17 protein-coding genes, 7 tRNA genes and 1 rRNA gene are annotated in these 26,038 nt (G+C 42.1%); 15 read left to right on the top strand and 10 right to left on the bottom strand.

Going from position 1 to position 26,038, the window contains the following annotated elements; translation table 11 throughout:
• Positions 1 to 56 precede the first annotated feature (56 nt).
• The 3 genes from FCV43_RS04120 (at position 57) to FCV43_RS04110 (ending at position 428) form a co-directional block, all read left to right on the top strand.
• Positions 57 to 133: transfer RNA gene (locus FCV43_RS04120), tRNA-Thr, on the top strand.
• A 39-nt stretch (positions 134 to 172) separates the two neighbouring features.
• Positions 173 to 288 (top strand): 5S ribosomal RNA (gene rrf, locus FCV43_RS04115).
• 63 nt (positions 289 to 351) lie between these two features.
• Positions 352 to 428 (top strand) — tRNA-Asp (locus FCV43_RS04110).
• Positions 429 to 487: 59 nt separating this feature from the next.
• On the opposite strand, the gene ilvY is transcribed toward FCV43_RS04110, so the two are convergent.
• Positions 488 to 1,369: an HTH-type transcriptional activator IlvY gene (ilvY, locus tag FCV43_RS04105; protein ID WP_136994102.1), complete on the bottom strand. Its 882-nt coding sequence runs from the start codon at positions 1,367 to 1,369 to the stop codon at positions 488 to 490.
• 144 nt (positions 1,370 to 1,513) lie between these two features.
• Between ilvY and ilvC the strand changes: the two genes are divergently transcribed.
• Positions 1,514 to 2,998: a ketol-acid reductoisomerase gene (gene ilvC / locus FCV43_RS04100; RefSeq protein WP_136994101.1), complete on the top strand. Its 1,485-nt coding sequence runs from the start codon at positions 1,514 to 1,516 to the stop codon at positions 2,996 to 2,998.
• 139 nt (positions 2,999 to 3,137) lie between these two features.
• Here the strand turns inward: ilvC and ubiK are convergent, their stop codons facing one another.
• From ubiK to FCV43_RS04080, 4 genes are all read right to left on the bottom strand, one after another.
• A complete protein-coding gene (gene ubiK, locus FCV43_RS04095) occupies positions 3,138 to 3,389 on the bottom strand; it encodes a ubiquinone biosynthesis accessory factor UbiK (RefSeq protein WP_017052419.1) in 252 nt (83 codons plus the stop codon).
• Positions 3,390 to 3,502: 113 nt separating this feature from the next.
• Positions 3,503 to 6,625, bottom strand: a complete 3,123-nt coding sequence (locus FCV43_RS04090; RefSeq protein ID WP_136994100.1) for a multidrug efflux RND transporter permease subunit — start codon at positions 6,623 to 6,625, stop codon at positions 3,503 to 3,505.
• Positions 6,626 to 6,637: 12 nt separating this feature from the next.
• Positions 6,638 to 7,744 carry an efflux RND transporter periplasmic adaptor subunit gene (locus FCV43_RS04085; protein WP_136994099.1) on the bottom strand — a complete coding sequence of 369 codons (1,107 nt, stop codon included), beginning with the start codon at positions 7,742 to 7,744 and terminating at the stop codon, positions 6,638 to 6,640.
• Between the two features lie 18 nt (positions 7,745 to 7,762).
• Complete coding sequence (locus FCV43_RS04080) at positions 7,763 to 8,344, bottom strand: TetR/AcrR family transcriptional regulator (RefSeq protein WP_198927064.1); 582 nt, start codon at positions 8,342 to 8,344, stop codon at positions 7,763 to 7,765.
• 181 nt (positions 8,345 to 8,525) lie between these two features.
• On the opposite strand from FCV43_RS04080, the gene rep reads away from it, so the two are divergent.
• Positions 8,526 to 10,541, top strand: a complete 2,016-nt coding sequence (gene rep / locus FCV43_RS04075) for a DNA helicase Rep (RefSeq protein WP_017052415.1) — start codon at positions 8,526 to 8,528, stop codon at positions 10,539 to 10,541.
• An 87-nt stretch (positions 10,542 to 10,628) separates the two neighbouring features.
• Here rep and FCV43_RS04070 read toward each other — a convergent pair whose 3' ends face one another.
• Positions 10,629 to 11,039 (bottom strand): c-type cytochrome, encoded by a 411-nt coding sequence (locus tag FCV43_RS04070; protein ID WP_315973051.1) that lies wholly within the window; start codon positions 11,037 to 11,039, stop codon positions 10,629 to 10,631.
• Positions 11,040 to 11,338: 299 nt separating this feature from the next.
• Between FCV43_RS04070 and FCV43_RS04065 the strand changes: the two genes are divergently transcribed.
• The 10 genes from FCV43_RS04065 (at position 11,339) to FCV43_RS04020 (ending at position 19,867) form a co-directional block, all read left to right on the top strand.
• Positions 11,339 to 11,415, top strand: a tRNA-Arg gene (locus FCV43_RS04065).
• 45 nt (positions 11,416 to 11,460) lie between these two features.
• A tRNA-His gene (locus FCV43_RS04060) sits at positions 11,461 to 11,536 on the top strand.
• A 177-nt stretch (positions 11,537 to 11,713) separates the two neighbouring features.
• A tRNA-Pro gene (locus FCV43_RS04055) sits at positions 11,714 to 11,790 on the top strand.
• 43 nt (positions 11,791 to 11,833) lie between these two features.
• Positions 11,834 to 11,909, top strand: a tRNA-His gene (locus FCV43_RS04050).
• 70 nt (positions 11,910 to 11,979) lie between these two features.
• A tRNA-Pro gene (locus FCV43_RS04045) sits at positions 11,980 to 12,056 on the top strand.
• A 1,210-nt stretch (positions 12,057 to 13,266) separates the two neighbouring features.
• Positions 13,267 to 14,982 carry a dipeptide ABC transporter ATP-binding protein gene (locus FCV43_RS04040; RefSeq protein WP_136994097.1) on the top strand — a complete coding sequence of 572 codons (1,716 nt, stop codon included), beginning with the start codon at positions 13,267 to 13,269 and terminating at the stop codon, positions 14,980 to 14,982.
• A 110-nt stretch (positions 14,983 to 15,092) separates the two neighbouring features.
• A complete protein-coding gene (locus tag FCV43_RS04035; protein ID WP_017052085.1) occupies positions 15,093 to 16,646 on the top strand; it encodes an ABC transporter substrate-binding protein in 1,554 nt (517 codons plus the stop codon).
• A gap of 151 nt (positions 16,647 to 16,797) precedes the next feature.
• Positions 16,798 to 17,775: an ABC transporter permease gene (locus FCV43_RS04030; protein ID WP_136994096.1), complete on the top strand. Its 978-nt coding sequence runs from the start codon at positions 16,798 to 16,800 to the stop codon at positions 17,773 to 17,775.
• 2 nt (positions 17,776 to 17,777) lie between these two features.
• Complete coding sequence (locus FCV43_RS04025) at positions 17,778 to 18,734, top strand: ABC transporter permease (RefSeq protein WP_136994095.1); 957 nt, start codon at positions 17,778 to 17,780, stop codon at positions 18,732 to 18,734.
• A 164-nt stretch (positions 18,735 to 18,898) separates the two neighbouring features.
• Positions 18,899 to 19,867: an SPOR domain-containing protein gene (locus FCV43_RS04020; protein WP_431188281.1), complete on the top strand. Its 969-nt coding sequence runs from the start codon at positions 18,899 to 18,901 to the stop codon at positions 19,865 to 19,867.
• A 63-nt stretch (positions 19,868 to 19,930) separates the two neighbouring features.
• Here the strand turns inward: FCV43_RS04020 and FCV43_RS04015 are convergent, their stop codons facing one another.
• The 4 genes from FCV43_RS04015 to FCV43_RS04000 form a co-directional block, all read right to left on the bottom strand.
• On the bottom strand, positions 19,931 to 22,240 hold the full coding sequence (locus FCV43_RS04015) for an acid phosphatase (RefSeq protein WP_136994093.1): 2,310 nt from the start codon (positions 22,238 to 22,240) through the stop codon (positions 19,931 to 19,933).
• Between the two features lie 190 nt (positions 22,241 to 22,430).
• Complete coding sequence (locus FCV43_RS04010) at positions 22,431 to 23,993, bottom strand: hypothetical protein (RefSeq protein ID WP_136994092.1); 1,563 nt, start codon at positions 23,991 to 23,993, stop codon at positions 22,431 to 22,433.
• Positions 23,994 to 24,022: 29 nt separating this feature from the next.
• The gene (locus tag FCV43_RS04005; RefSeq protein ID WP_113796128.1) at positions 24,023 to 24,586 is read right to left on the bottom strand and encodes a sigma-70 family RNA polymerase sigma factor; all 564 of its coding nucleotides are present in this window, start codon (positions 24,584 to 24,586) and stop codon (positions 24,023 to 24,025) included.
• Positions 24,586 to 26,025, bottom strand: a complete 1,440-nt coding sequence (locus FCV43_RS04000; protein ID WP_136994091.1) for a chromosome partitioning protein ParA — start codon at positions 26,023 to 26,025, stop codon at positions 24,586 to 24,588. Before FCV43_RS04000 ends, FCV43_RS04005 begins: the two co-directional genes overlap by 1 nt.
• Positions 26,026 to 26,038: the final 13 nt, after the last annotated feature.

Below are 26,038 nucleotides of genomic sequence, written 5' to 3'. Positions count from 1 at the left end.
CATCGCCAGGCTTTAAATTTAAACAAAAACTCGTTATAAACGAGTTTTTGTTTTTTGCTGATATAGCTCAGCCCGGTAGAGCGCACCCTTGGTAAGGGTGAGGTCCCCAGTTCGAGTCTGGGTATCAGCACCAGTATTAAAATGCGTCATTTATCGATGTATTAAGAATTTGCTTGGCGACCATAGCGTTGCGGACCCACCTGATTCCATGCCGAACTCAGAAGTGAAACGCAGTAGCGCCGATGGTAGTGTGGGGCTTCCCCATGTGAGAGTAGGACATCGCCAGGCTTTAAATTATTTTATTGTTTATAAAACAGTAAAAAGAAATAGCGTAAGCTGAATAGACACTGCGGAGTGGTAGTTCAGTTGGTTAGAATACCGGCCTGTCACGCCGGGGGTCGCGGGTTCGAGTCCCGTCCACTCCGCCACTGATTTAAAAAGCCCTAATCGAAAGATTAGGGCTTTTTTACGTCTGTACTATTTTGAATTAATGTTTTTCTTCTGCTACTTCCCATAAAACTTTGATTAATGGGTTCTCTAGTTGAGAGCGTTTGCAACAGATGCCCAATTCAAAAGGTCTGATTGACGCTACTTTTAACCTTTCTACTCGTTCTTTTACCGGGCTACTGTCAATCACAACGTCTGGGGCTATACCAACACCACATCCAAGAGCAACCATACTTACTATTGCTTCATGTCCAGATACTTGGGCGTAGATATTCGGCTTGATTTTCATTTTTTTAAACCAAGAGTTTGCTCTTTCTCTAGCAGTACCTGCTTCTGGAACAATAAAAGGTATCTGAGACCAATTAATCGATTCTTCTTGGAGTAAGTGAGTAAAACTATTTATACCGGAAGGGGCGATGACTGAGAGTGGAATTTCGCTTATTTTCTCAAACTCTACTTTTGATGGCAGCTGATCGGGTTTTGCCGAAATAGCGATATCAGCCATATCGTTAATAATACGATCTATAGCCTGAGCAGGGTCGCCTGTGGTTAATTTAAATTCAATATGAGGGTGTCGTACTCTAAATTCAGACAGTAATTCAGGTAGGTGGCTATAGCTGGCCGTGACCGAACAAAACAATCGTATTTCGCCTTTAAGCTCATGTTCATTACCTGCTAACTGCGCACTATATTGCTGCCACTCACCAACGATATTAAGTGCGATAGGAAGTAGCTTTTTACCCGCAGGCGTGATTTCTACACTTCGGTTATCTCTTACAAATAGAGCCTGACCAGTATCGTCTTCTAGTTTTTGGATCTGGCGACTGAGGGCGGACGGACTTACATGCATTGCTGCTGCCGTTTTACTAAAATTCTTGCTATCGCATAAGTGAATAAAGAGTTGAAGGCTTTTTATATTCATTTACTTAAATCTTCCATGTTGCATTTATTGCAATAACTAATTGTGAATATATCACTTTCAGCAACGGAGTGTCTGTTTTAGTATGAAGTCATTCGATAGAGAGATATCGACCTTACGGACTTATTTTTAAAGGAGTGCCCTAGAATGGCTAACTATTTCAATACATTAAACCTTCGTGAACAACTAGACCAACTAGGTCGTTGCCGCTTTATGGATCGTGAAGAATTCGCGACAGAAGCTGAATTTCTTGAAGGTAAGAAAATCGTAATTGTTGGTTGTGGTGCTCAAGGCCTAAACCAAGGTCTAAACATGCGTGATTCTGGTCTAGACGTATCTTACGCTCTACGCCAAGCAGCAATTGATGAAAAGCGTCAATCATTCAAAAATGCTGATGAAAATGGCTTTGTTGTAGGTAGCTACGAAACGCTAATCCCTCAAGCAGACCTAGTAATCAACCTTACTCCAGACAAGCAACATACAAATGTTGTTGAAACTGTAATGCCTCTAATGAAAGAAGGTGCTGCACTTGGTTACTCTCACGGCTTTAACGTTGTTGAAGAAGGCATGCAGTTACGTTCTGACCTTACGGTTGTAATGGTTGCTCCTAAGTGTCCTGGTTCTGAAGTTCGCGAAGAGTACAAGCGTGGTTTCGGTGTACCAACACTGATTGCTGTTCACCCAGAGAATGACCCTAAAGGTGAAGGCTGGGATATCGCTAAAGCTTGGGCTGCAGGTACTGGTGGTCACCGTGCAGGTTGCCTAGAGTCTTCTTTCGTAGCGGAAGTTAAATCTGACCTTATGGGTGAGCAAACTATCCTTTGTGGCATGCTACAAGCGGGTTCTATCGTATCTTACGAGAAGATGATTGCTGACGGTATCGAACCTGGCTACGCAGGCAAACTTCTACAATACGGTTGGGAAACGATCACTGAAGCACTTAAGTTTGGTGGCGTAACTCACATGATGGATCGTTTATCTAACCCAGCTAAAGTTAAAGCGTTTGAGCTTTCTGAAGAGCTTAAAGATCTAATGCGTCCGCTTTACAACAAGCACATGGATGACATCATCTCTGGTCACTTCTCTAGCACAATGATGGCTGACTGGGCAAATGATGATGTAAATTTATTAGGTTGGCGTGAAGAAACGGGCCAAACGGCTTTTGAAAATTATCCTGAGTCAGATGTTGAAATATCAGAGCAGGAATATTTTGATAACGGTATCTTGATGGTTGCGATGGTGCGTGCAGGTGTTGAACTTGCGTTCGAAGCAATGACCGCATCAGGTATCATCGACGAATCAGCATACTATGAGTCTTTGCATGAGCTACCACTTATTGCGAATACTGTCGCTCGTAAGCGTTTGTATGAAATGAACGTTGTTATTTCTGATACTGCAGAATACGGAAACTACCTATTTGCTAACGTTGCAACACCTCTTCTGCGTGAAAAATTCATGCCTAATGTGAATACTGATGTGATTGGTCGTGGTTTAGGTGAAACTTCTAACTTTGTGGATAATGCGAAGTTAATCGAAGTGAATGATACCATTCGTAATCACCCAGTAGAGTACATTGGTGAAGAATTACGTGGCTATATGACAGATATGAAGACTATCGCGGTAGGCGGCTAGTTTATGTAATTTAGCTAAAGTGATGAAAAAAGCTCAACAGAAATGTTGAGCTTTTTAGTAAATAAAGAAAGGCTTTTTGTCTGCTTATCAATCCGTTACTGAGGTTACGGATAAATCATTACAGATCCACTAGGTTGGATTATTTATCTGCTAGTTTTTCTTCTAGTGCTGCCAATTTTTGTTCCATGTCTGTCAACTTTTGACGAGTACGGAGCAACACTTGAGTTTGTACATCAAATTCTTCACGGCTTACAACATCAAGTTTGTTTAGCTGGCCTTGGATAACTTGTCGTACTTTTTGATCAACATCGTTACCGAGCTCTTTCACTGGCTGAGGCATTGATTCATGAATCTGTTTTGCAATTTGTTCTAATTTCTTTGGATCAAACATAGTGGGCTAAACTCCTATTATTTTGGTTACATTCTAAGTAATTCACAACGCAAAGTCGTTACTTTAGATAATAAAAAAGGCTACCGAAGTAGCCTTTTGTTTAGATTGTGAATTTAGCTATTTTTTGCCATCTCACGATGAACCGCTTTCGCTTCATCAACGCGCGCCAGCTTTTCTAAATCTTTATCTTCAACAAAGATTGGTAATGGCTTATGTTGCTCTGCTAGGTAGCTATAAATTACTGGAAGTACAAACAGAGTAAAGATAGTACCAATTGCCAGACCAGCAACGATTACGATACCGATACTAAAGCGTTGTGCTGCACCCGCTCCTGTTGCATACATCAGTGGGATTAAGCCAGCGATCATCGCAGCTGTCGTCATCAGGATTGGACGAAGACGAACCTTCGCCGCTTCCATTACAGCTTCAATTCGATTTTTATGGTGATGCAGCTGTTCTTCTTTTGCCACTTCACAAATCAAAATACCGTGCTTGGTAATCAAACCAACTAAGGTGATCAAACCAACTTGCGAATAGATGTTCATGGTTGCTGCGCCCCATGCCAAGGCAATAAGAGCACCACAAATAGCAAGTGGTACGGAAACCATGATAACTAATGGATCTTTCAGTGATTCAAATTGAATGGCTAGAACCAAGAAGATGATCGCTAATGCTAAACCAAACGTTGCGTATAGAGCACTTCCTTCCGTTACGTATTGGCGAGCTTCACCCATATAGTCATGACTGTAGCCACTTGGTAACTTCGTTTCAGCTGTGTTTTCGAACCATGCGATAGCATCACCCATTGCAGTTGTTGATCCTGGTACCGCCCCAATTGTCGCAGAATTCAACTGGTTGAAGTGCGGCAAAGATCGAGGCTCTGCAACAACATCAATAGAGATCAAGCTGCCTAGAGGTATTGCTTTACCATCCGCAGCTCGAACATAGTAGTTCTTCATTGATTCTGGGTTTAAGCGATACTTACGTTCAACTTGAGGGATTACCTCATACGAGCGGCCATTCAAATCGATACGGTTAACGTAGCCGTCAGACATCATAGTGCCAAGCGTAATACCGATATCTTGCATGGTAACGCCGTAGACGCCAGCTTTGTCTTTATCAATATTGATCTTCATTGTTGCTGAGTCATAATTCAAATCTAGATTCGAATAGACAAACAATGGGCTTGAAGATACCTCGGTTAAAATATCCGTTGTGATTTGGAATAGGCTTTCAAAGCTATTTGGAGTGGTGATAACAAACTGAATAGGTAGACCTGAACCTGCACCTGGAAGTTCTGGCATTTGGAAGGCCGTTACTGACATACCTGGAATTTCTTTCACCAGTTGGCCAACACGCCCAGCAACCTCAGCTTGACTTGCCTCTCTTTCACTCCACGGTAGCATTGAAGCAATACCAAACGCTTGGTTAGCACTTGGAACGCCTGTAAATACCTGTGCATACGCCACTTCCGGTTGAGCCGAAAGGATCTCGTTCACGTCATCCATGGTATTTTGCATGAAATCAAGGTTAGCATTTGATGGTGCTGTACCCATTAGCATGATTACGCCTTTATCTTCTGACGGTGCAAGCTCACTAGGAATAAACTTGAATAGCATCGGAAGAGTGGCGAATACAATGACAGCAAAACCTATAAACACAGGGCGATGCTGCATTACAGCGCCGAGCATGCGTTCATAGCGATTTGTCATGCCATCCAATACGTAATGAACTTTTTGTTCAAACTTACTTGGTTCAGCATGCGCTTTCAGCATTTTTGAACACATCATTGGTGATAGCGTTAATGCGACAATACCAGAAACAAATACTGAACCTGCTAGCGTTAATGCGAACTCTTTAAATAGAGAACCAGTAATACCACCCATCATCGCGATAGGCGCATATACCGCACCTAGCGTTAAGGTCATCGCAATAACAGGAACCGCAATTTCACGCGTACCAATAATAGCCGCACGGAAAGGTGATTCGCCAAGTTTAATATGCCTATCGACATTCTCTAGTACAACGATCGCATCATCAACCACAAGACCGATGGCAAGTACCATGGCCAGTAGCGTCATAAGGTTCCACGAGAATCCCATCGCTTGCATAACCATTGCCACACCAATGAGAGATAGTGGAATAGTGATGATTGGGATAAGAACCGCACGGAATGAGCCTAAGAACAGCGTAATGACGATCAATACGATAAGCGCCGCTTCAACAATCGTTTTAATTACCTCTTGAATTGACTCGTTAATTGCAATTGTCGAGTCATACATAACATTCATAGAAATGTTACTTGGGAGGTTTTTCTCTAGCTGAGGAAGAAGATCCAGCACATCCGCTGCGATGTTTATTGGGTTAGCACTTGGAGCTGCATTAATCGCTGCAACCACGGCTTCTTTACCATTCGCACTCGCACGGTAAACATCATGGCTTTTTTCTAGTGATACTTTAGCGATATCTGCTAAACGGATAACTTCAGCTTTGCTGCTTTTTACCACTAAGTTTTCAAGCTCTTCAGTGTTCGATACCTGAGTATCTGCACTGCCATTATAGAGCACAAATTCGCCTGTTGCTTGACCAGTTGCTGATTGGTAGTTATTCGAGTTTAGAACCGACATGACATCTGTTGCCGTTAAATCTACCGCCGCCATTTTTGCTGGATCCAACCAAATACGTAGCGCGTACTTCATGCCACCATAAAGGTCGACTTTTGAAACACCATTAACCGTAAACAGTTGAGGGTTGATCACTCGCTCAAGATAGTCAGTAATTTGGCTAGAGACTAATTCATCACTGGTAAAACCGATGTACAGCACCGCCGTTGTTGAGCCTGTAGACATCGTTACTGTTGGATCTTCTGCTTCTTTAGGAAGTTGAGACCGAACAGAGTTTGTTTTGGCTAGAATATCAGACAGCGCAGCATTAGGGTCCGTATTCAACTTCATATTGACCGTAATCGTTGACTTACCTAGAACCGATGAGGAAGTCATATAGTCAATATTATCCGCTTGAGCCACCGCCTGTTCGAGAGGCTGGGTGATAAAGCCTTGGATAAGATCCGCACTTGCACCGTAGTAACCGGTCGAAACGGTAACGACAGTATTCGTCATTTCAGGGTATTCACGCACCTGCATTTTGAAGATTGCTTGTAATCCAAGCAATGCGATCAAAAAGCTGATGGATACCGCTAAAACTGGACGTTTAATAAAAACATCAGTAAAGCGCATTATGCCTCCAAATTACAGCTTAGGTGTTTCAGATGGTGGGGTGATTGTATCGTTTTCTACAATCTTAACTTTTGCCCCGTTGCTTAGGAGTACTTGGCCTGATGTCACAACCATATCTCCAGCCTTAACACCCTCTAAGATATGAGCTTTATCTTTTGTTCGTTCGCCAATTTTTACAACTTGCTGCTTCACTCGTTTCACACCATCTTCTTCAGAGATAATGTAAACATTGTCTCCGTATAGAGTGAACGTAATCGCCGTTTGTTGAAGCGTAATTTGATCTGTCAGCGCAGGAAGGATGATATTCGCACGAGCAAACATGCCGCTGCGAAGTAGACCATCGCTATTTGGAATGTCTGCCTGGACTCTAATCAAGCCACTTTGAATGCTAACCGCAGGCTCAATCGCACTGATTGTTCCTTGGAAAGGTTGATCTGGGTAAGCATCGACAAAGATATCGATCGCTTGATCTATTGAAATACGAGAAATATCAGTTTGAGGTACAGTGAAGTTAAGACGCATAACACTGGTGTCTTCTAAACGTACAATTTCATCTCCGGCTTGCAAGTATTGACCTAAGTAAACTTTACGAATACCGATAATACCCGAGAAAGGCGCTCTGATTTCACGACGCTCAATTGCTGCTTTCAAGCTTTCAATATCAGCTGAAAGTGAGAAAAAGCTCGCTTCTGCATCGTCGTAAGATTCTTTTGAAATTGAACCTTTAGCAAACAAGCCTTTGTAACGTTTGTATTTTGCTTTCGCCGCAGGAAGCTTTGCTTGCGCACTTTTTAGGTTCGCTTTTTCAACAGATGAATCTAAGCTTACTAATAGTTGGTCATCTTCGATTTGCGTACCTGAAGTAAAAGCAATTTTTCTAATTACACCACTTGCTTCACTTGATAGAGTCACCCCTTGATTAGGTTCTATAAAACCAATCGCTTCAATCACAGGCACCCAGTCTACTGGCTGTGCTTTTGTTACCGTTACAGGGAATTCCGCTTCTGGCCTGTTAGCCATGTTCTCAGCGATTTTTTGTTGTTTGAAAATGTTAAAACCTATCACGCTCCCAAAAAGGGTCAAAGCGATAAGTAACATAAAGAAGGTCCACTTTTTCATTATTGTCAGAACTCCGATCTAGTGTGTAATTATTGCGTCCCAACTAGCCTCAATAGCCGCATCTAATGCAGTTTCGTCCAGTTGGTAGAATCCTAAAGAATGCTTACGTGCGAGTGAGACACTAGCCGCTAAGCTCAATCCACTTAATACTTCGTTATCAAGTGGTTTAAATAGTCCTTGTTTTTTACCATCATTAAATAGTAACTCCACTTGGGCAAACATTTTACGCTCTAGTTCCCTAAATGTAGTGCTATTTGTTGCAGGTAAACAATCATATTGAATCCGGTTTTTGATTGCATCAAGGTTTGTTCCCGCCAAGTTCCAAATGTTTAGCCACATGGTGCGGTAACGTTGTTTTATCGGCTTTGAATCGTCAACACCTTCCTGTATCGCGTCTGCAATTTTTTGGGTTACATGTATCCGAACTTCCTCAATGAGATGTTCTTTATCATCGAAATAGCGATAGATAGTGCCTGCAGCGACCCCTGCTTTTTTTGCTAACTTATGCATAGATAACCCCTGAAAGCCAACCTCTGCAATGAGAGCTTCAGCTGCTGAGAGTATCTGAAGGCGTTTATCCTGAGGGTTATGAATGGTCATTTTCTCACCACCAATGAATGAACGTTCATTCATTATAGCGTATAGATCACACTTTTACATAATAGAGTTTCGCATTTAATGTGTGAAAATCTTGTATACGAGAGCATAGCATTCCCTGTGTTGCAGCATTATCATAGAGAGGAATACACATAAAACCTGATGAAACCATGTTGAGAACTTAATGAAACTGAACCCTAGACAAGACGAAGCTGTAAAATTTGTATCTGGACCTTGCCTTGTTCTCGCAGGGGCGGGATCGGGCAAAACTCGTGTGATTACAAATAAAATTGCTTACTTAGTGCAGCAGTGTGGTTATAAAGCTCGCAATATCGCGGCAGTGACGTTCACAAATAAAGCCGCTCGTGAAATGAAAGAGCGCGTAGGACAAAGTTTAGGTAAGAAAGAATCTAAAGGGGTAATGGTTTCAACGTTTCATACCATGGGGCTGAATATTATCCGCCGTGAGTATAAAGCATTAGGTTTAAAAGCCGGATTTTCGCTTTTTGATGATCAAGACCAATTAGCATTGTTGAAAGAGTTAACCGAAAAACAGTTAGATGGTGATAAAGATCTACTGCGTCAGTTGCTGAGTAGTATCTCTAATTGGAAAAATGACATGCTGACACCTGAGCAAGCAATAGCTTATGCACAAGGTGAACAGCAGCAGGTTTTTGCATTCTGTTTTGATATGTACCAAAAGCAGATGAAGGCATATAACGCATTGGATTTTGATGATTTGATTGCGATGCCAGTTCTGCTACTAAAAACCAATCAAGAAGTTCGAGAAAGATGGCAATCACGCATTCGATACTTACTTGTCGATGAGTACCAAGACACCAATACGAGCCAGTATGAATTAGTGAAGCTTTTAGTCGGTGAGCGTTGTCGCCTCACGGTTGTTGGTGATGACGACCAATCGATTTATTCTTGGCGAGGCGCAAAACCACAAAACTTGGTTTTATTGAGTAAAGACTATCCACAACTCAGAGTCATTAAGCTAGAGCAGAATTACCGCTCTACTAGTCGTATCTTGCGAGCGGCGAATATACTGATTGCAAATAACCCGCATGAGATCACCAAGACGCTTTTCTCTGAAATTCCGGATGGGGAAAAAATAAAAGTACTGAATGCTAAAAATGAAGAGCATGAAGCGGAGAGAATTACGGGAGAGCTGATCGCCCACCGATTTTTGAATCGAACCGAATATAAAGATTACGCAGTGTTATACCGAGGTAATCACCAGTCGCGTTTGATTGAGAAAGCATTAATGCAAAATAGGATCCCTTATAAAATTTCGGGTGGTACCTCTTTCTTTGCTCGCGCAGAGATCAAAGACATCATGGCGTACCTGCGAGTGTTAGTTAACCCTGACGACGATAACGGATTTTTGAGAATTGTGAATACACCTCGTAGAGAGATTGGTCCGGTTACTCTCGAAAAGCTGGGTAGTTATGCCAACATGCGTGGTAAGAGCTTATTTGAAGCAAGCTTTGAGATGGGTTTGGAGCAGCATCTAACTGGTCGAGGGCTCGATAATTTACGTCGCTTTACCGAATGGATTGTAAAAATTTCAGATAATGCTGAGCGTGGAAATACCGTAGAAGCGGTTCGTTCTTTGGTGAGAGATATCAATTATGAAGATTGGTTATACGAGAGCTCGCCAAGCCCTAAAGCGGCTGAAATGCGAATGAAAAATGTGTCTGAGCTTTATAGTTGGATTGTGGCCGACCTCGAAGGTGACAATTACGATAAAGAAGAGAAGAGTCTAAAAGAGGTTGTTCAGCGTTTAACTTTGCGTGACATGATGGAGCGAGGTGAAGACGATGACGATGCTGATCAAGTGCAGTTGATGACACTACATGCTTCAAAAGGACTCGAATTCCCGTACGTCTACCTCATGGGAGCAGAAGAGGGGATCCTTCCTCATCAAACAAGTATTGATGAAGATAATGTCGAAGAAGAACGCCGTTTAATGTACGTCGGTATTACTCGTGCTCAAAAAGAGCTGACTTTTACTAAATGTCGGGAGCGTAGGCAGTATGGTGAGCTTATTAAACCGACACAGAGCCGATTTTTAGATGAACTTCCACATGATGATGTGGATTGGGAAACGGTTAAAAAGCCGCAGTCAGCAGAAGAAAGAATGGAAAAAGGGCAGGCGCATATCGCAAACTTACGTGCGATGTTCAAAAAATAGCGATGTTCAATAGGAATAATAAAAATGCCCGTGATAGTTCACGGGCATTTTTTTAACTAGGCACATTGGTAGGTGTGGATAGTTGCCTTATAGACCTTTGATCATGTGGTCGATGGCTGCGACGATTTCATCATCAGAGCAATCCATACATGACCCTTTTGCTGGCATTGCATTAAAGCCATTAATTGCGTGATCTTTTAAGACATCTTTACCTTGAGCAATACGAGGCCCCCACTCAGCAGCGTTGCCTGTTTTAGGCGCTCCGCTAATACCTGATGAGTGACAAGCAATACAGAAAGTTCCATATACTGTTGCACCATCACGAGGACCTGTTGGTTCAGCTTTAACGGGTTCGCTGCCAGCAAGGTAAACTTGACCTACGGGTTGGATGCGTTCAGCTATTGCATCGTATTCAGCTTGATCGGTAGTGGCAAACGCAGCGCTAGAAAAAGTTAACGCAGCGAATAAAACGCTTATGATTCGTCGAGACATATCCATTAAACTCACTTCACATTCCCAAGGTAAGTACATGCTTACCAAAATTATAGTGTTAAACTGTGTTTTGACTTAATCGGTCATCAGTAACCTGTTAAATCAATGTAAATAATGGGTGATTATATCCTGATAACTTGTTGCAATAAACAACAAGTTATCAGCGACAAGGGCTCTATCACATCCTATATAAGCTTTTATTGCATATGAACTGCTGAAAAAGAGAACAAACAGAAAAAAAAGTAAAAAAAACACTAGACGGCATAGGGTGATATACGTATTATTCCACTCCGCCGATAGGGCATGCGCCCGTAGCTCAGCTGGATAGAGCGTTGGCCTCCGGAGCCAAAGGTCGAAGGTTCGAATCCTTTCGGGCGTACCATCCGGATGCTTAGTAAAATAAGCACTATATTGGCAAAAAGTAGTGGTGGCTATAGCTCAGTTGGTAGAGCCCTGGATTGTGATTCCGGTGGTCGCGAGTTCGAATCTCGTTAGCCACCCCATTATTTTGGTAACCAAGTTTATTCGTAAATGAAGGTTTCCAGTGCTGATTCAAGATTTATCTTAGAATCGGAACGAAACATGTTGGTGAATAGCGTGATTTGTTACGCATCCTGACCTTGGAATAAGCGGACCAGAGGGTATCTCTCTAACGCAAACCAAGTAAAAAAATACAATGTCGGTGAATAGCGCAGCTTGGTAGCGCATCTGGTTTGGGACCAGAGGGTCGGGGGTTCGAATCCCTCTTCACCGACCACTATTTCAATAATCGTTTTAAACGGTTATATAAAAAGTTAGTGGTGGCTATAGCTCAGTTGGTAGAGCCCTGGATTGTGATTCCGGTGGTCGCGAGTTCGAATCTCGTTAGCCACCCCATTAACTCGGTAGTCAAGTTTACGTAGTGAATGAGATTTCCCTTTTTGATAAGTCAAAATAAAATAAAAGTCGGTGAATAGCGCAGCTTGGTAGCGCATCTGGTTTGGGACCAGAGGGTCGGGGGTTCGAATCCCTCTTCACCGACCACTTTTGAAGAAACCTCATCAGAAATGATGAGGTTTTTTTTCGTTTAGCGATCAGTGGAATTAATGATTTTAGTTGTCGGCTATAGAAGAGAAACAGAAGGGGTTCGCCTGATGTTCAAAGAATGTCTCTTCACTGATCACCTTTGAAGAAACCTCATCAGAAATGATGAGGTTTTTTTTCGTCTAGCGATCAGTGGAATTAATGATTTTTAGTTGCCGGCTATAGAAGAGAAACAGAAGGGGTTCGCCTGATGTTCAAAGAATGTCTCTTCACTGATCACCTCTGAAGAAACCTCATCAGAAATGATGAGGTTTTTTTTCGTCTAGCGCTCAGTAGAGCTAATGATTTTTAGTTGTTGGCTATAGAAGAGAAACAGAAGGGGTTCGCCTGATGTTCAAGGAATGTCTCTTCACTGATCTCTTTTGAAGAAACCTCATCAAAAATGGTGAGGTTTTTTTTCGTCTAGCGATCAGTGGAATTAATGATTTTAGTTGTCGGCTATAGAAGAGAAACAGAAGGGGTTCGCCTGATGTTCAAGGAATGTCTCTCCACAGATCACCTTTGAAGAAACCTCATCAGAAATGATGAGGTTTTTTTTCGTCTAGCGATCAGTGGAATTAATGATTTTTAGTTGTCGGCTATAGAAGAGAAACAGAAGGGGTTCGCCTGATGTTCATGAATATTTTCTCGGCTCTACATTCGTGTAGAAGCTGGTTTCATTGAGAACAATCCCGTTATGTATTTTCTCGATTGAAACTATTTGTATTAAATCGCCATGTGAATATGGTTTTTATGACTATATTTATACTTATGGGTAGTCCTATTGGTTGTATTTAGTTTTTTATATGGTTTATGTATTTGAAATGTTAAAACTTAATGGTGAATAAAACTGTTTGGTTTTTTTCTCTGAGAATAGGCGCTTGTTCTTAGGAAATAGGGCTATTAAGTACGAAAATAGATAAATGTAAAGTATGAAAGCCCAGCATTTAATAATAAAGAGTGATAATTTATTCACAAATTCGGCATAACTATATTTATTAAGTGCTTTAAAACTGCGCAATCTCGATTTTTTATCCTATGTTTGTTGCTTTTCTGTGAAATATTTGCCAAATTGATGGACTTGTAAATTGGCAGAACATTGTTCTGGCAGTGAATGGATTCCAATTTTGCAGACAGGGCAGAGAGCTGCCATAGCAGTAGAGGTCTGGTAATGTCACTTTTAGAAGTTAAAAATCTTCGTATTGAATACCCTTCTCGTCACGGTGTTCATGCGGCAGTTAAATCGCTGTCGTTTAATATTGAACGTGGTGAAATCGTCGGTGTTGTGGGGGAATCTGGCGCTGGTAAGTCCACCGTCGGTAACGCGGTTATTGATCTATTAAGTCCTCCAGGTGTTATTGCTGATGGCGAGGTTTTCTTAGATGGTGAAAAAGTTTCGGGGTTAACTCCGGAGCAGATGCGTAAAGTTCGTGGCTCTAAGATTGGTTTTATTTTTCAAGACCCGATGACCTCGTTAAACCCATTATTCACCGTTGAACATCAGTTAAAAGAGACGATTCACGCGAACTTGGATATGACAGATGAAGAAGCATCTGAGCGTGCATTGTCACTAATGAACCAAGTGGGTATTCCTCAACCAGAAAACCGATTAAAGCAGTATCCGCACCAATTTTCAGGCGGTATGCGACAGCGTGTTGTTATTGCCATTGCTCTTGCAGGTGAACCCGATCTTATTATTGCTGATGAGCCAACGACCGCATTAGATGTTTCAATTCAAGATCAGATTTTAAGCCTTATCCGTGAGTTATGCGTGACTAATAACGTTGGCTGTATGTTAGTGACCCATGATATGGGTGTTGTTTCGAACGTGACGGATCGTGTGGCGGTCATGTACCGTGGTGATTTGGTTGAGTTTGGCCCAACCGCGAAAGTTTTAGGAACACCAGAACATCCTTACACGCACAGCCTTATTTCAGCAGTCCCTCGTTCAGATGTAAAACTCGACCGATTCCCGCTTGTTAGCTATATCGAAGAAGCGCATGAAATGGAGCAACTGGACGTCAAAAATCATTGGTTAGGTCAAAGTCAAGATCACCGTGATTACACTGGCCCACTGCTAAATGTTGAGAATGTTAGCTTACGCTTCATCACTAAAGATTCGATGTTTGAGAGTCGCCGTCAGTACGTTCAAGCTTCGAATAACGTTAGCTTTGAGGTGTTTGAAGGTGAAACGTTTGGTTTAGTTGGTGAATCAGGGTCGGGTAAATCAACCATTGCACGGGTTATTGCTGGATTGTACAAGCCTAACGAAGGGCACGTTACCTTTGAAGGTATCGACCTCACTGGCCTCAAATCAGAAAAAGAACGTCGCCCAATGCGTCGTCAAATGCAGATGGTATTCCAAAACCCATATACATCAATGAACCCTCGAATGAAGATCTTTGACATTATTGCCGAGCCGATTCGTTTTCATAAATTGACTCGCAATGAAAATGAAACACGTCAAATTGTGCATGATTTATTGGATCATGTTGGGTTAGGAAAAATGGCGGGGCTTAAATATCCTCATGAATTTTCTGGTGGTCAACGTCAGCGTATTTCTATCGCCCGAGCTCTGGCAACACGTCCACGCCTATTAATTTGTGATGAACCGACTTCGGCACTGGATGTGTCGGTACAGGCTCAAATCCTCAACCTGTTAAAAGACCTTCAAGCTGAACTAAACCTCACGATGCTCTTCATCAGTCATGATTTACCGGTTATTCGTCAAATGTGTGATCGTGTAGGTGTGATGCAAATGGGTAAATTATTAGAAGTAGCACCAACAGAGCAGCTATTTACTGACCCTCAACATGAGTACAGCCAACACCTAATTTCCTTGATGCCTGAGTTTTTGGGATTGAGAGAAGATGTAAAATCGGCATAAAAGTCGAAATAAAAAAGTAAGAAAAGGCAGTGGTTCCAAGTTCTCTTGGATATAAAACAAAGCAAATACATAAAATAGGGATTTAAGTCCCCGCATGAAGGAGTTATGCAATGAAAACCATGAAAAGCAAGTTAGCAGTCGCTTTGATGGCAGCTGGCCTAAGTTTTGGCGCAGCGGCAGCAGATATTACCGTTGGCTATGCAGCTGACCCTGTATCACTTGACCCGCATGAGCAGCTATCTGGCGGCACACTGCAAATGTCTCACATGGTATTTGACCCTCTAGTTCGCTTCTCTCAGTCAATGGACTTTGAAGCACGCCTAGCTGAAAGCTGGGAGCGTGTAAACGATACAACTTTCCGTTTCAACTTACGTAAAGGTGTAAAATTCCATTCTGGTAACGAGCTAACCGCAGACGACGTAGTATGGACATTCGAGCGTCTTCAAAATTCACCTGATTTTAAATCAATTTTTACGCCGTATGAAAAATTGGTAAAAGTTGACGATTACACAGTAGAACTCATTTCAAAAGCGCCATACCCATTGGTTCTTCAAACAGCAACGTACATCTTCCCTATGGATAGCAAGTTCTATTCAGGTAAGACGTCAGATGGCAAAGAAAAATCTGAAGTGGTTAAGCATGGTAACTCTTTTGCATCGACTAACGTTTCAGGTACGGGCCCGTTCATCGTAACGTCTCGTGAGCAGGGCGTTAAAGTGGTATTTGAACGCTTTAATGATTACTGGGATTCAAAGTCTGACGGTAACGTAGATAAGCTAACGTTAGTGCCAATTAAAGAAGATGCGACGCGTGTTGCTGCACTTCTTTCTGGTGACGTGGACATGATTCACCCTGTTGCGCCAAATGATCACAAGCGTGTTAAGAATGCGAAAGGGGTCGATTTGGTTACCCTTCCTGGTACACGTATCATCACTTTCCAAATGAACCAAAACAGCAACGAAGCGCTAAAAGATGTGCGCGTTCGTCAAGCTATCGTTCATGCGATCAATAACGAAGGTATCGTTAAGAAGATCATGAAAGGATTTGCAACATCAGCTGGCCAGCAAAGCCCGACAGGTTACGCAGGACACGATGAGTCTCTTGTTCCTCGCTACGACCTGAAAAAAGCTAAGCAGCTAATGAAAGAGGCGGGCTACGAGAAAGGCTTTACTCTAACAATGATGGCTCCAAATAACCGTTATGTGAATGATGCGAAAGTGGCACAAGCATCAGCGGCAATGCTATCTAAGATTGGTATTAAAGTTGATCTTAAAACCATGCCTAAAGCGCAGTACTGGCCTGAATTCGATGTCTGTGCTGCAGATATGATGATGATTGGTTGGCACTCAGATACAGAAGATTCGGCGAACTTTAATGAGTTCCTAACGATGACTCGTAACGAAGAGACTGGCCGTGGTCAATATAACTGTGGTCACTACTCAAACCCTGAGATGGATGCGATTGTTGAAGCGTCTAACTCTGAAACTGATGCAGCGAAACGTGCAATGATGCTGAAAGGTGTCGAAGCAACACTTTATAAAGACGCAGCATTTGTACCACTACATTGGCAGAGTGAAGCTTGGGGTGCGAAATCTAACGTAGGTGCAGCTGCGGTAGTTAACCCAATGGTTATGCCTTACTTTGGCGACCTTGTAGTTAAGTAATCTTTATTACTTGCTAAATAAGAGCCGTCGACTTGGCGGCTCTTTGTTTACTCTTTGTATACCCTCTTATTTCAGTCGGGCGGTGTATCATTTTAAAGGCTGAATTATATTTTCTAGCGATAGAAATACATGGATAGTTAAGGGGCAAGGAATGTTTACGTTTCTGGTCAAGCGCCTGTTTCAGGCACTGATAGTGATGTTTGTGATCAGTTTGGTGGCGTTTTCCATTCAGGATAATCTGGGTGATCCGTTACGTGAGTTAGTTGGGCAATCTGTTTCTGAGTCAGAGCGTCAAGCTTTGCGCGATGAGTTAGGCCTCAACGATCCCTTCATTACTAAATATACTCGTTTCATTGGCGCCGCTGTTCAGGGCGATCTTGGCACATCTTATTTCTTCAAGCGTCCAGCCGTTGACGTGATTTTAGATAAATTAGTCGCGACGCTAGAGTTGGTATTCGGCGCAGCGTTGATTATTGTTTTTTTATCGATACCTCTTGGTGTATATACCGCCATCCACCCAAAGAGTTTTTTTACCAAAGTCGTTATGGCGGGCAGTAGTATCGGGATCTCCGTGCCGGTATTTTTGACCGCGATTATGCTGATGTATGTCTTCTCTATTGAGTTAGGCTGGCTTCCCTCTTTTGGACGCGGAGAAACGTACAATTTATTGGGTTGGGAGTCTGGCTTCTTTAGTCTCGACGGTCTTGCACACTTAGTGTTGCCGTGCATTGCGTTGGCATCGATTATGCTGCCGCTGTTTATTCGTTTAGTTCGTTCTGAAATGTTAGAAGTGTTGAGCTCTGAGTATATAAAATTTGCTAAAGCGAAAGGCTTGGATCTGAATAAAATTTACTATCAACATGCTCTGAAAAATACTCTGCTTCCAGTGTTAACGGTTGGTGGTGTGCAAATTGGTACCATGGTGGCTTATACCATTCTGACCGAAACCGTGTTTCAGTGGCCGGGTACTGGCTTCCTATTTTTAGAAGCGATCAATCGAGTGGACACCCCTCTGATCACTGCTTACGTTATTTTTGTTGGGCTTATTTTTGTGGTGACAAATACGATTGTCGATTTGTTGTACGGAATTATTAACCCGACAGTTAATCTTACAGGTAAAGGAGCATAGTCATGAGCAATACTCAAACTGCCGTTGCCCCGTCTACTTGGGAACGTTTTAAACAGTCAGATTTTTTATATTATTTTTTACGCGATAAAGTGGCGATGTTCAGTTTTGCCATTTTCTCTATCTTTTTGATTATGGCTCTCGCGGCACCACTCGCGGCACCACTCGTGGCACCGATGGACCCATATGATGTGACTTCTATTGATATCATGGACTCCGAACTTCCTCCTTCGTGGATGGAAGAGGGGGATGAGCGTTTTTTGCTCGGAACCGATGAACAAGGCCGTGATATTCTTTCAACTATGCTCTACGGCTCTCGCTTGTCGTTAACGATTGGCTTCTTAGCGGTTGGTTTACAGCTGTTCTTGGGCATTATTATCGGACTATCATCAGGTTACTTTGGTGGTCGAATTGATAGTTTCCTAATGCGGTTTGCCGATGTTCAGCTGTCATTTTCGACAATGATGGTCGCGATAATTGTCTCTGCGATTTTCAAGGCAAGTTTTGGTAGTGACTTTTATAGTCAATACGCAGTGCTAATGCTGGTGGTGATCATCGGTATTGCCGAGTGGCCTCAGTATGCTCGTACGATTCGTGCGTCGGTATTGGCTGAAAAAGAGAAAGAGTATGTAGAAGCGGCACGAGTGATGGGCTTTAAAGCGCCACGCATCATGTTCCGTCATATCTTGCCGAACTGCTTATCGCCAATTTTGGTTATTTCTACCGTACAAATAGCGAATGCCATCATGTCAGAGGCGGCATTGTCGTTCCTTGGTTTGGGTCTCCCGGTTGATCAGCCTTCGCTTGGTGCCTTGATTAGCACAGGGTTTAACTACATCTTCTCAGGAGCGTGGTGGATCACCGCATTCCCAGGTGTACTTTTAGTTACCCTTGTGTTGGTAATAAACTTACTCGGTGACTGGTTGCGAGATGTATTCAACCCTAAGATCTATAAAGGGTAACTGAATAATTGGATTGTTAGCTAATTAATAATGAAAAGTAAGAGCCGTAAGATATTACGGCTCTTTTTTTGCATGTAATCTAGGGTATCGCATTATCGTCAAATCCTTGAATGTGATTGGTATGGAAAAAACAACGTTTTCACTATCAATCAGCTAGAGTATGTATGGAGTTTAGAATGGCAAAAAAGCCACGTATTAAAAATAAAACCTACAGCCTAGGCTTAATAGTGGCCGCTTCGTTGAGTTTTCCCACTATTTCTCACGCAGAGACATTCTTATGTGATGGTACGCAAGCTGCCGCAAATCAGTTGCCACAGTTGAGCCAAAGTTGCCCAATAGGTAAAGGCTTATGGGGCAAGGCGTTGCCGAATAAAAACATTGAGGATCCAACGTTTTGGATTCAATGTGGGATGTTAGCCAGGACATTACCTCTCGCTACTGCGAAACCGCTTTACCAGAAAATATCTACGGATGTGTGGATGAAGCCCGAAGGGAATGGATATCGATGCCTGATTGGGCCTTACGATAACTTCCCGGATGCGAAGAAAGAGCTTTCGCAAGTCAGAAGCCTTAAAGCCTATAAAGAAGCCTTTATCCGAGTGGTTGATAAGTCAGCACCTCAAGCTAAACCGTCAGTAAAACCCGATCCAGCCGCGAAAAATAAAGCGCTTAAAGCTAAAGGTGTTAAAACAAAAGAGCCTAAAGCAAAAGAACCGAAAGCAAAAGTGTCACCGTCTGTGCTGAACACAATGAAACCTAAATCAACGCAGGTATTATCGACATCTGAGCTAACCACAAATACCGATATTTCCGTCCGAGTTCAAACGCAAGTAGACGGGCGAACTTATGTTGTGCCATATGTTTTGGATGATAATAACCAGTTCTATATGGAGCACAGCAAAGCATGGAACCGTTTAAGTTATGACAACGCAGGGGAAGTTTGTAGCGAACTTAAAATGCGTTTAGTAACAGAAGATGAGTGGAAAAAATTACTGGCGACAAATGTGATGGAAAAAGACAGTTGGCCAATGCATCTGCCATATTGGGGCCATCAGAAGAAAGGATTATTCACCAACGGAAGAATCACCCAACTAAAGGGCTCATCATTGCTGAATGTATTGTGTGTGAAGTAGTGTAGAGACAAGAAAAAGTGATAAAAAAGCCCCGCAATGCGGGGCTTCGTTTTATTAGCTTAATTAATCGTTGTTACTTGTACCTGTCCATTTGATGTTGAACTTCATCGCTTCCATGAACTCACCATTATTGTCTTTCACTTTACCAATAACACTGTATACGTTATTGACCGTTAGACTTGGTAGGTCAAAATCAACAGAAGCGTGCTTAATGCCATCTTCTTCACTTGTGTAACACTCGATTGATGATCCTGTATAGTCTTTAGACTTAATGGATCCGATATCTTCACCAGTGAAGTAGAAGTTCGAGAAGAACTCGTTAACCGTCTCACAAGTGAAGTCGGTATTGTTTACGTCGAAAGATAAGTTGGCATCCATCTCGCCTTGATCATTTGAGTGAGCATTCTCTCGGAGTGACAGCCCTATCTGACCTAAATTATAAGCGTTATCCTCTTCAGCGGGTAAGTAAGCATTAAAAGTACGGGCTTCTGGCCCCATTTCTGACGTTACATTGAGACGCTTTTCGATGTCAGCTTTGTTGATGAAATATGTGTAACGTTCAGCAGACTCTTCATCTGAATTAAGTAAACGGTGAACAATGGTTTTTGCACCAGTTGAAATGCTGTCAGCGTCATTAGCCACTTCAACTTGGAATTTTTCTGTTAGTTTTTCACCATCTTCTTCAAAATGGAACGTCGCGACGATCGATCCATCAACGATTTCGTAAGTTGCTTCTTCTGTTTGTGTGTCTGCTTCGGTACATGTTGTTTTATTTGCAATGCTTCTAACATTTCCGAGAACAATCCCATCTTCGAACTTGATCGAATCACACCAAATACTTGAATATTCTTGTTCTGCTTCTCCGTTTGAGCTGCCATGCTCTAAGATGTACCAGGTTTTACCTTCTAGAGGGTGTGTATCTGGTTTGAGCGCTTCTTGTACATCTGGAAGGTCGAGTTCTACAATTGTCGATAACCCACTAGCGTCAGTTGCTTTGAGTTTGATTTTATAGTTTGTGTCATCATCTTGTTTTGAGCGGAGTGGTGTACCTTGAACGCCAATGATACCAGTGCCCATATTGTCAAAAATGAGACCATTTGTTAGTGCATTGGAAGAGAAAGATAAAGTCAGCTGATCGTCGCTGCTAAATAGTGTTGAGAAGTCGAGTGTATAGCCTTCACCTAAGCTTTTACCTTTAGTGAGCTCCCATAGGTTAACTTGTGTTTGTAAACCCGCAACACCGTTATCGGAATACGTAGGTGCTTTAGCTTCGCCTTTGTCAACAGTAAATGAGAATGTGGCCTTTAATGAATTGGTTAAGTCCGAGTTCCCAGAGACTAGATCTAAAGTGATATCGCCTGCAAGATCAACTGTGTCTGATGGACTAACACCAACATTCAGTATTCCTGTCTGGTAATTAATGACTGCTTTTACGTTACTCGCGTTCAGTTTGTCGTTGTCATAAACTTTTATTCCAGCAACCTCAATAAATGATTCATCAGGACTGATGTCTTTATCTTCAAATAGGTTGTTAATATCGATACTAAAGAAGTAATCACTAGAGCCTTTGTCGCCTAAAGTTAAATTCAAGCTATCGAATTTATTTTGAACTTCTTTATAAACTTCAGCGTTTACTGTTGTTTTATATGTCGGTGTTTCAGATGTCGATTTGTCACCATCAACAGGAGCTTTGTAGCTTGGGTCTGCTTTTTGTTCTGGAGTCATGCTATCAACACTCTGTTTTGCATCTTGCACAAACTCTTGAGGTTTACTGTTGATATCCGAGCCAGAACCTTTTGTTTCAGTTAATAGTTGTGCTGTTTTGTGCAAATCAGTGTTTTTATCTTCGCCATCAACAAAATCAGTATAAAGCTCATCTGTTGACTCCAAGCCTAGATCGGCAACAAGGTCCTCTTCTGTGAGGCCTTTCTCTACATAGCTTAGAGATAAGTCAGTGATTGGTGATATAACATCAGATCCATTTCGAGCGCGGAAAACAACCTCATGAGCCATTGGTTGGGCTGGGTGATCCATATCAACAGTGTAAACACCTGCATATTTATCTGCATCAAGGCTAATCAGTTTTGCCTGTGCTGGACCGCCAGGAGTTAGAGTTTGGACAGCGATAATTCCGGAAGGTTTTTCCGTCATTGTCACTTCACCTTTGCTCTTTGTTAAGCCGATGAATTCATCAGTAGCTTCATCCCATACACCATTGTCATTGCTATCAACAAACATGACTGCATTTTTAAAGTAGCCGTCAAAAGATGCAATACTCACTTGCGGCGCTGCGCCATCTGAACTGCTCGAACCGCCACCACAACCTGTTAGTGCCACTGCTACTGACGCTGCTAGCAAAGTAATCTTCTTCATTATTTATCCTTTGTTATTTAAGGTGTGGATGACCCACAGTTCCTTGTTTACCACTGATTATTTTTTTAAGCCGATATTAGAATCTTTAAGGCATGTTTTTTACGAGTTTTCATAAGCAATAACAAGACACGGAAAGCATGAAAAAAACCGTAAACTTTTTTACGTTTTTCTTTTATTTAAGACAATCGATCTATTTATTTCTGGTTGGTGAGTGGTAGACAAAATTCATTTTTAGTTCCTCATACAAATGTGCGTACTCAGGTTTTGGTCTAAAAATATAGCTGTATACGTTGCCATCAATGAACTCATCATAGGGACTGTATGTGAGATCAGTGAAAAGTGAAAAACGCTGATTTGAAGGGAACTCACCACAATGAAAAGAGTACGTATTCTCGGGATGAGTGCTTGAGGATACGATATCAATGTCGTAATTACCTTTTCCTGCCATCACTGAAGATTGGAAAAATGGGCCTACATATTGGCAATTGAGGCTGATATCGTAACCGTGAATATTAAGGTCGGAATCCATAAACTCACCATTGCTACCAATATTCTCTCGCTGGTAAATGTAGTTACCTGCATAAACAAGGAGATACTCTTGTTTTGGTGTCAGAATAAGATAATCAAAAGTGGCTGATTGATATTCATATTGGCCTGTATGAATGTTTATTTTTGCTTCCATTGCCGCTTTGCTTTTCTGTAAGGTGTAGCTTTCATATTTTTCACCATCATAAATTGTGGTGAAATAGTTCGTCACACCTTTTTGTTGTACCGATGAGTACTCTTTCTTTAAATCCCATATCTGCTGAGCATGAAAGCTAGACTCATTACTGCTTATAATGAGTTGGTTGCCGTTTATTTGATAATGCCCAATGTCACGCAGTTGATTTTCATTGGGGCAGGAAGTTTTGGCCGTTGATTTGGCGTAATAAACAACATCATTAATGAATTTGAATGCCTCACAGAAAACCACCTCATAGTTGTAACTGACTCCTGCGTGCTGCTTGGCTGATTCTAAGCGATAAACCATGTCACCAATGAGCGGATGTTCTTGTTCTTCAGTTGATGCTTCTACTTCTGGTAGTGAGAAGTGTGCCGAAACCCACGCTTGCTGATCATCACCATGGTAACTGTCCCTTACTGATACCGTTAATCTAGAAGGTTCGGCTTGTAATTCGGGTGTGCCCTGAATGAGTAAAGCACCGTTATTGGATATAGAGAGCCCTGTCGCACTGAGGTCGATGCGAGTTGTTAAAAAATCATCATCAGGATCTGAAAACAGCAGATTTAGGTTCAACTCATAGCTGATAGGGCTACCTTGAGTGAGTTGCCATGAATAAATGACCGTTTGTAGCTGTTGATGAATTTGTTGGTTGAGTTCCGGCTTTCGGTTTTGTCCTGTTCCGTCGTTGTTATCATCGGTACTGACTATCACCGTCGTGCTGTTTGGTTCAAAGGCGTCTAACAACGCTTGTTCAGCGTTTTTTTGTTCTTGGTTTAACGGTGAAGCATTAACATTCGCATCATCGGACTTTTCGGTAAGTGGAATGTTTTTTGGATTCTTTTTCACCATATTCAAGGTAGCGTTTGAAACCTCGGGGTGAGGTGGTTCAAGGCTTGAATTCGCACTCTGAGGCTGTTTTGAGCGCTCGCTCAGAGTTGCAGTTAACTCTTCACTATAGGTCGATGAGATCCATAACCAAGCGGCACTCCCGAATAAAGTGACACATAATAGAAGCCGACGTTTGTTCATTGTTATTAACGCTCTAAATTGAATAATGATTAAGCCATGCGTGACTGTAGCCAACAGCGCGAAAATTTTAGGTCTTTTTCGATTAAGCTATCGCTGCATTCGAGTAGTTGGCTGATCTCTTGATTTCTCATACCCATCAAATATTTCAGCTTTAACGCATTGGACTGTCTAGGGTACTGAACACTAAACCGATCCAGCGCTTTATCGACAATAATCAGTTGTTCGAATTTATCGTCATGCAAATTCGGAATGGACGTCAGTTGTTGGCGTTTTTTCGCTTGGAGCGAACGTGCGTTATCGATCAATATTTGGCGCATAACTTTCGCGGCCATCAGAAAAAATTCACGCTTGTTTGATACATCGCTGAGATCTGAGTGGCTCATTTTTAAATACGCATCATGTATGAGGGCGGTTGTGCTATTCACGCTGTCGGCAAGCACTTCGTTATCAATGCCATGTTTTACTGCGCTTCTGTCACGCTCTTGTTGGGCGATGTTTCTGAGTTGCAAATAGGCAAATTGATAGAGTTCACTTTCAGCTTGTTTGTTGCCAGATTGCCACTGTTGGATAATTTGGGTCAGTGAGTTTGCCATTATGCTGCTCCTGCAATTTTTTTGAACTCGGAGATTTTGAACGTCTCTAATTGCTCTGAGCCGTCTTGTTGTATTCTTTTTTCTTGTCTATAGCGATAAAGCACACCTTGATCCCAACTTTCCCCAGCAGGTAAATATTCCCAAGTGGTGTATTGAGGTAGGGAGTCTTTGTTGTACCAACGAACTAATATATTCATTTGAGCGAGAGTCGCTGAACCCTGTGAGCTTTCTAGCCACCACATATCTGGATATTGGTCAGTGACGTCGATGCTGTACTGGCTAATATCTGTTGGGCAATCTGTATTTTCTTTTTCGGTTAGGAATATTTGACGCTGTTTTATAAGTAAACATTGCTGAGTCGTGTTATCGCTAAGGTATTGCGTTTTTTGCCAAATACCTTGGTAAGAGATGTTGTTACCTTTGATTTCTGGGTAGGTAAACCAAAGCATTTCAGTTTGATTATTATGCTGTATCTTTTCAGTCGGACCTAGCCCTTGGACTTTCTCCATTAATAGTTGGGTGCTTGGGTCAAAACTTAAGGCAACTGTCCGATATTTCCACTTTCCTTCATCGCTATAGTTTTCGACTGAAAAGCCGTTGAGATCATTACGAGTACAACCATCTTGAGCGCATCCGACTAAGCCCTGTTGTTGAGCGAAGTTGCCGATAGGCTCGATTACGATCTCTTTGTATTGTTTATTGAGATCTAAATAACAGCCATTAAAGTAGTCACCCACGCTAGGGTATTGGATCATACTGTCATTCGTAATTTGATAAGACATGCTGCCGAAAGGCGGGGTGTATTTTGGATGTTTTCGATAACGTAAATCATAAGCACATAACTTACCTGACCAATCTTTTTTCTTGATGATGATATTACTTAGGCGAGTATTGAGTGGCTGATAGATAACATCATCAGAAGTGAAGTTCTTCTGAATGTACTCTTGGCTTTGATTAAGGTGCTCAACGGCGGTTTTTACGCTAACCAGTGGAATACCGAGATCTTGGCTTGAACTGTTTAAGAAGCTTAAATCAATATTTTTAAGCTTCTGCTGAAAGTTTGGATCGGATAATAAGCGACTAGCAAGCACAATCTCTTCTTGATTCAATGGTGTGCTATCCAGTGAGAGAAGCAAGCGCGTGATATTGATACTACGGCTTGGTTGAGTCGTCGCAAGACTAGGGGTGATGATTTTCTGGCTCGATAACGTAGTCAGTAAATAACTTGATTCATCACTCCCTAAAAAGAAGCTCACCACATCATTTGGGTTATATTGGTATTTCCCTTTGTTGGTGACTCCAGATAGCCCTGAGCTGGTTTGGTAGTACAAACCACTAACCGGAGCATCGATAAAATACCCCGTACTAGGGGTTGATTGAGCGTGGGTAATGCCACTAAAAAGTGTGATACACGCGCCGAGCAAAGCCATACTCTTCATGTTTATTCTCTTC

Origin of the sequence: Vibrio genomosp. F6, from assembly GCF_005146325.1 — a bacterium.
GTDB classification, from domain to species: domain Bacteria; phylum Pseudomonadota; class Gammaproteobacteria; order Enterobacterales; family Vibrionaceae; genus Vibrio; species Vibrio cortegadensis.
This window is presented reverse-complemented; position numbering and strand designations above follow the sequence as displayed.

What these genes read in the sequence shown, in the direction of transcription:
- ilvY (WP_136994102.1), bottom strand. Translation starts at nt 1,369, where the DNA reads ATGAATATAAAAAGCCTTCAACTCTTTATTCACTTATGCGATAGCAAG.
- ilvC (WP_136994101.1), top strand. Translation starts at nt 1,514, where the DNA reads ATGGCTAACTATTTCAATACATTAAACCTTCGTGAACAACTAGACCAA.
- ubiK (WP_017052419.1), bottom strand. Translation starts at nt 3,389, where the DNA reads ATGTTTGATCCAAAGAAATTAGAACAAATTGCAAAACAGATTCATGAA.
- FCV43_RS04090 (WP_136994100.1), bottom strand. Translation starts at nt 6,625, where the DNA reads ATGCGCTTTACTGATGTTTTTATTAAACGTCCAGTTTTAGCGGTATCC.
- FCV43_RS04085 (WP_136994099.1), bottom strand. Translation starts at nt 7,744, where the DNA reads ATGAAAAAGTGGACCTTCTTTATGTTACTTATCGCTTTGACCCTTTTT.
- FCV43_RS04080 (WP_198927064.1), bottom strand. Translation starts at nt 8,344, where the DNA reads ATGACCATTCATAACCCTCAGGATAAACGCCTTCAGATACTCTCAGCA.
- rep (WP_017052415.1), top strand. Translation starts at nt 8,526, where the DNA reads ATGAAACTGAACCCTAGACAAGACGAAGCTGTAAAATTTGTATCTGGA.
- FCV43_RS04070 (WP_315973051.1), bottom strand. Translation starts at nt 11,039, where the DNA reads ATGGATATGTCTCGACGAATCATAAGCGTTTTATTCGCTGCGTTAACT.
- FCV43_RS04040 (WP_136994097.1), top strand. Translation starts at nt 13,267, where the DNA reads ATGTCACTTTTAGAAGTTAAAAATCTTCGTATTGAATACCCTTCTCGT.
- FCV43_RS04035 (WP_017052085.1), top strand. Translation starts at nt 15,093, where the DNA reads ATGAAAACCATGAAAAGCAAGTTAGCAGTCGCTTTGATGGCAGCTGGC.
- FCV43_RS04030 (WP_136994096.1), top strand. Translation starts at nt 16,798, where the DNA reads ATGTTTACGTTTCTGGTCAAGCGCCTGTTTCAGGCACTGATAGTGATG.
- FCV43_RS04025 (WP_136994095.1), top strand. Translation starts at nt 17,778, where the DNA reads ATGAGCAATACTCAAACTGCCGTTGCCCCGTCTACTTGGGAACGTTTT.
- FCV43_RS04020 (WP_431188281.1), top strand. Translation starts at nt 18,899, where the DNA reads ATGGAGTTTAGAATGGCAAAAAAGCCACGTATTAAAAATAAAACCTAC.
- FCV43_RS04015 (WP_136994093.1), bottom strand. Translation starts at nt 22,240, where the DNA reads ATGAAGAAGATTACTTTGCTAGCAGCGTCAGTAGCAGTGGCACTAACA.
- FCV43_RS04010 (WP_136994092.1), bottom strand. Translation starts at nt 23,993, where the DNA reads ATGAACAAACGTCGGCTTCTATTATGTGTCACTTTATTCGGGAGTGCC.
- FCV43_RS04005 (WP_113796128.1), bottom strand. Translation starts at nt 24,586, where the DNA reads ATGGCAAACTCACTGACCCAAATTATCCAACAGTGGCAATCTGGCAAC.
- FCV43_RS04000 (WP_136994091.1), bottom strand. Translation starts at nt 26,025, where the DNA reads ATGAAGAGTATGGCTTTGCTCGGCGCGTGTATCACACTTTTTAGTGGC.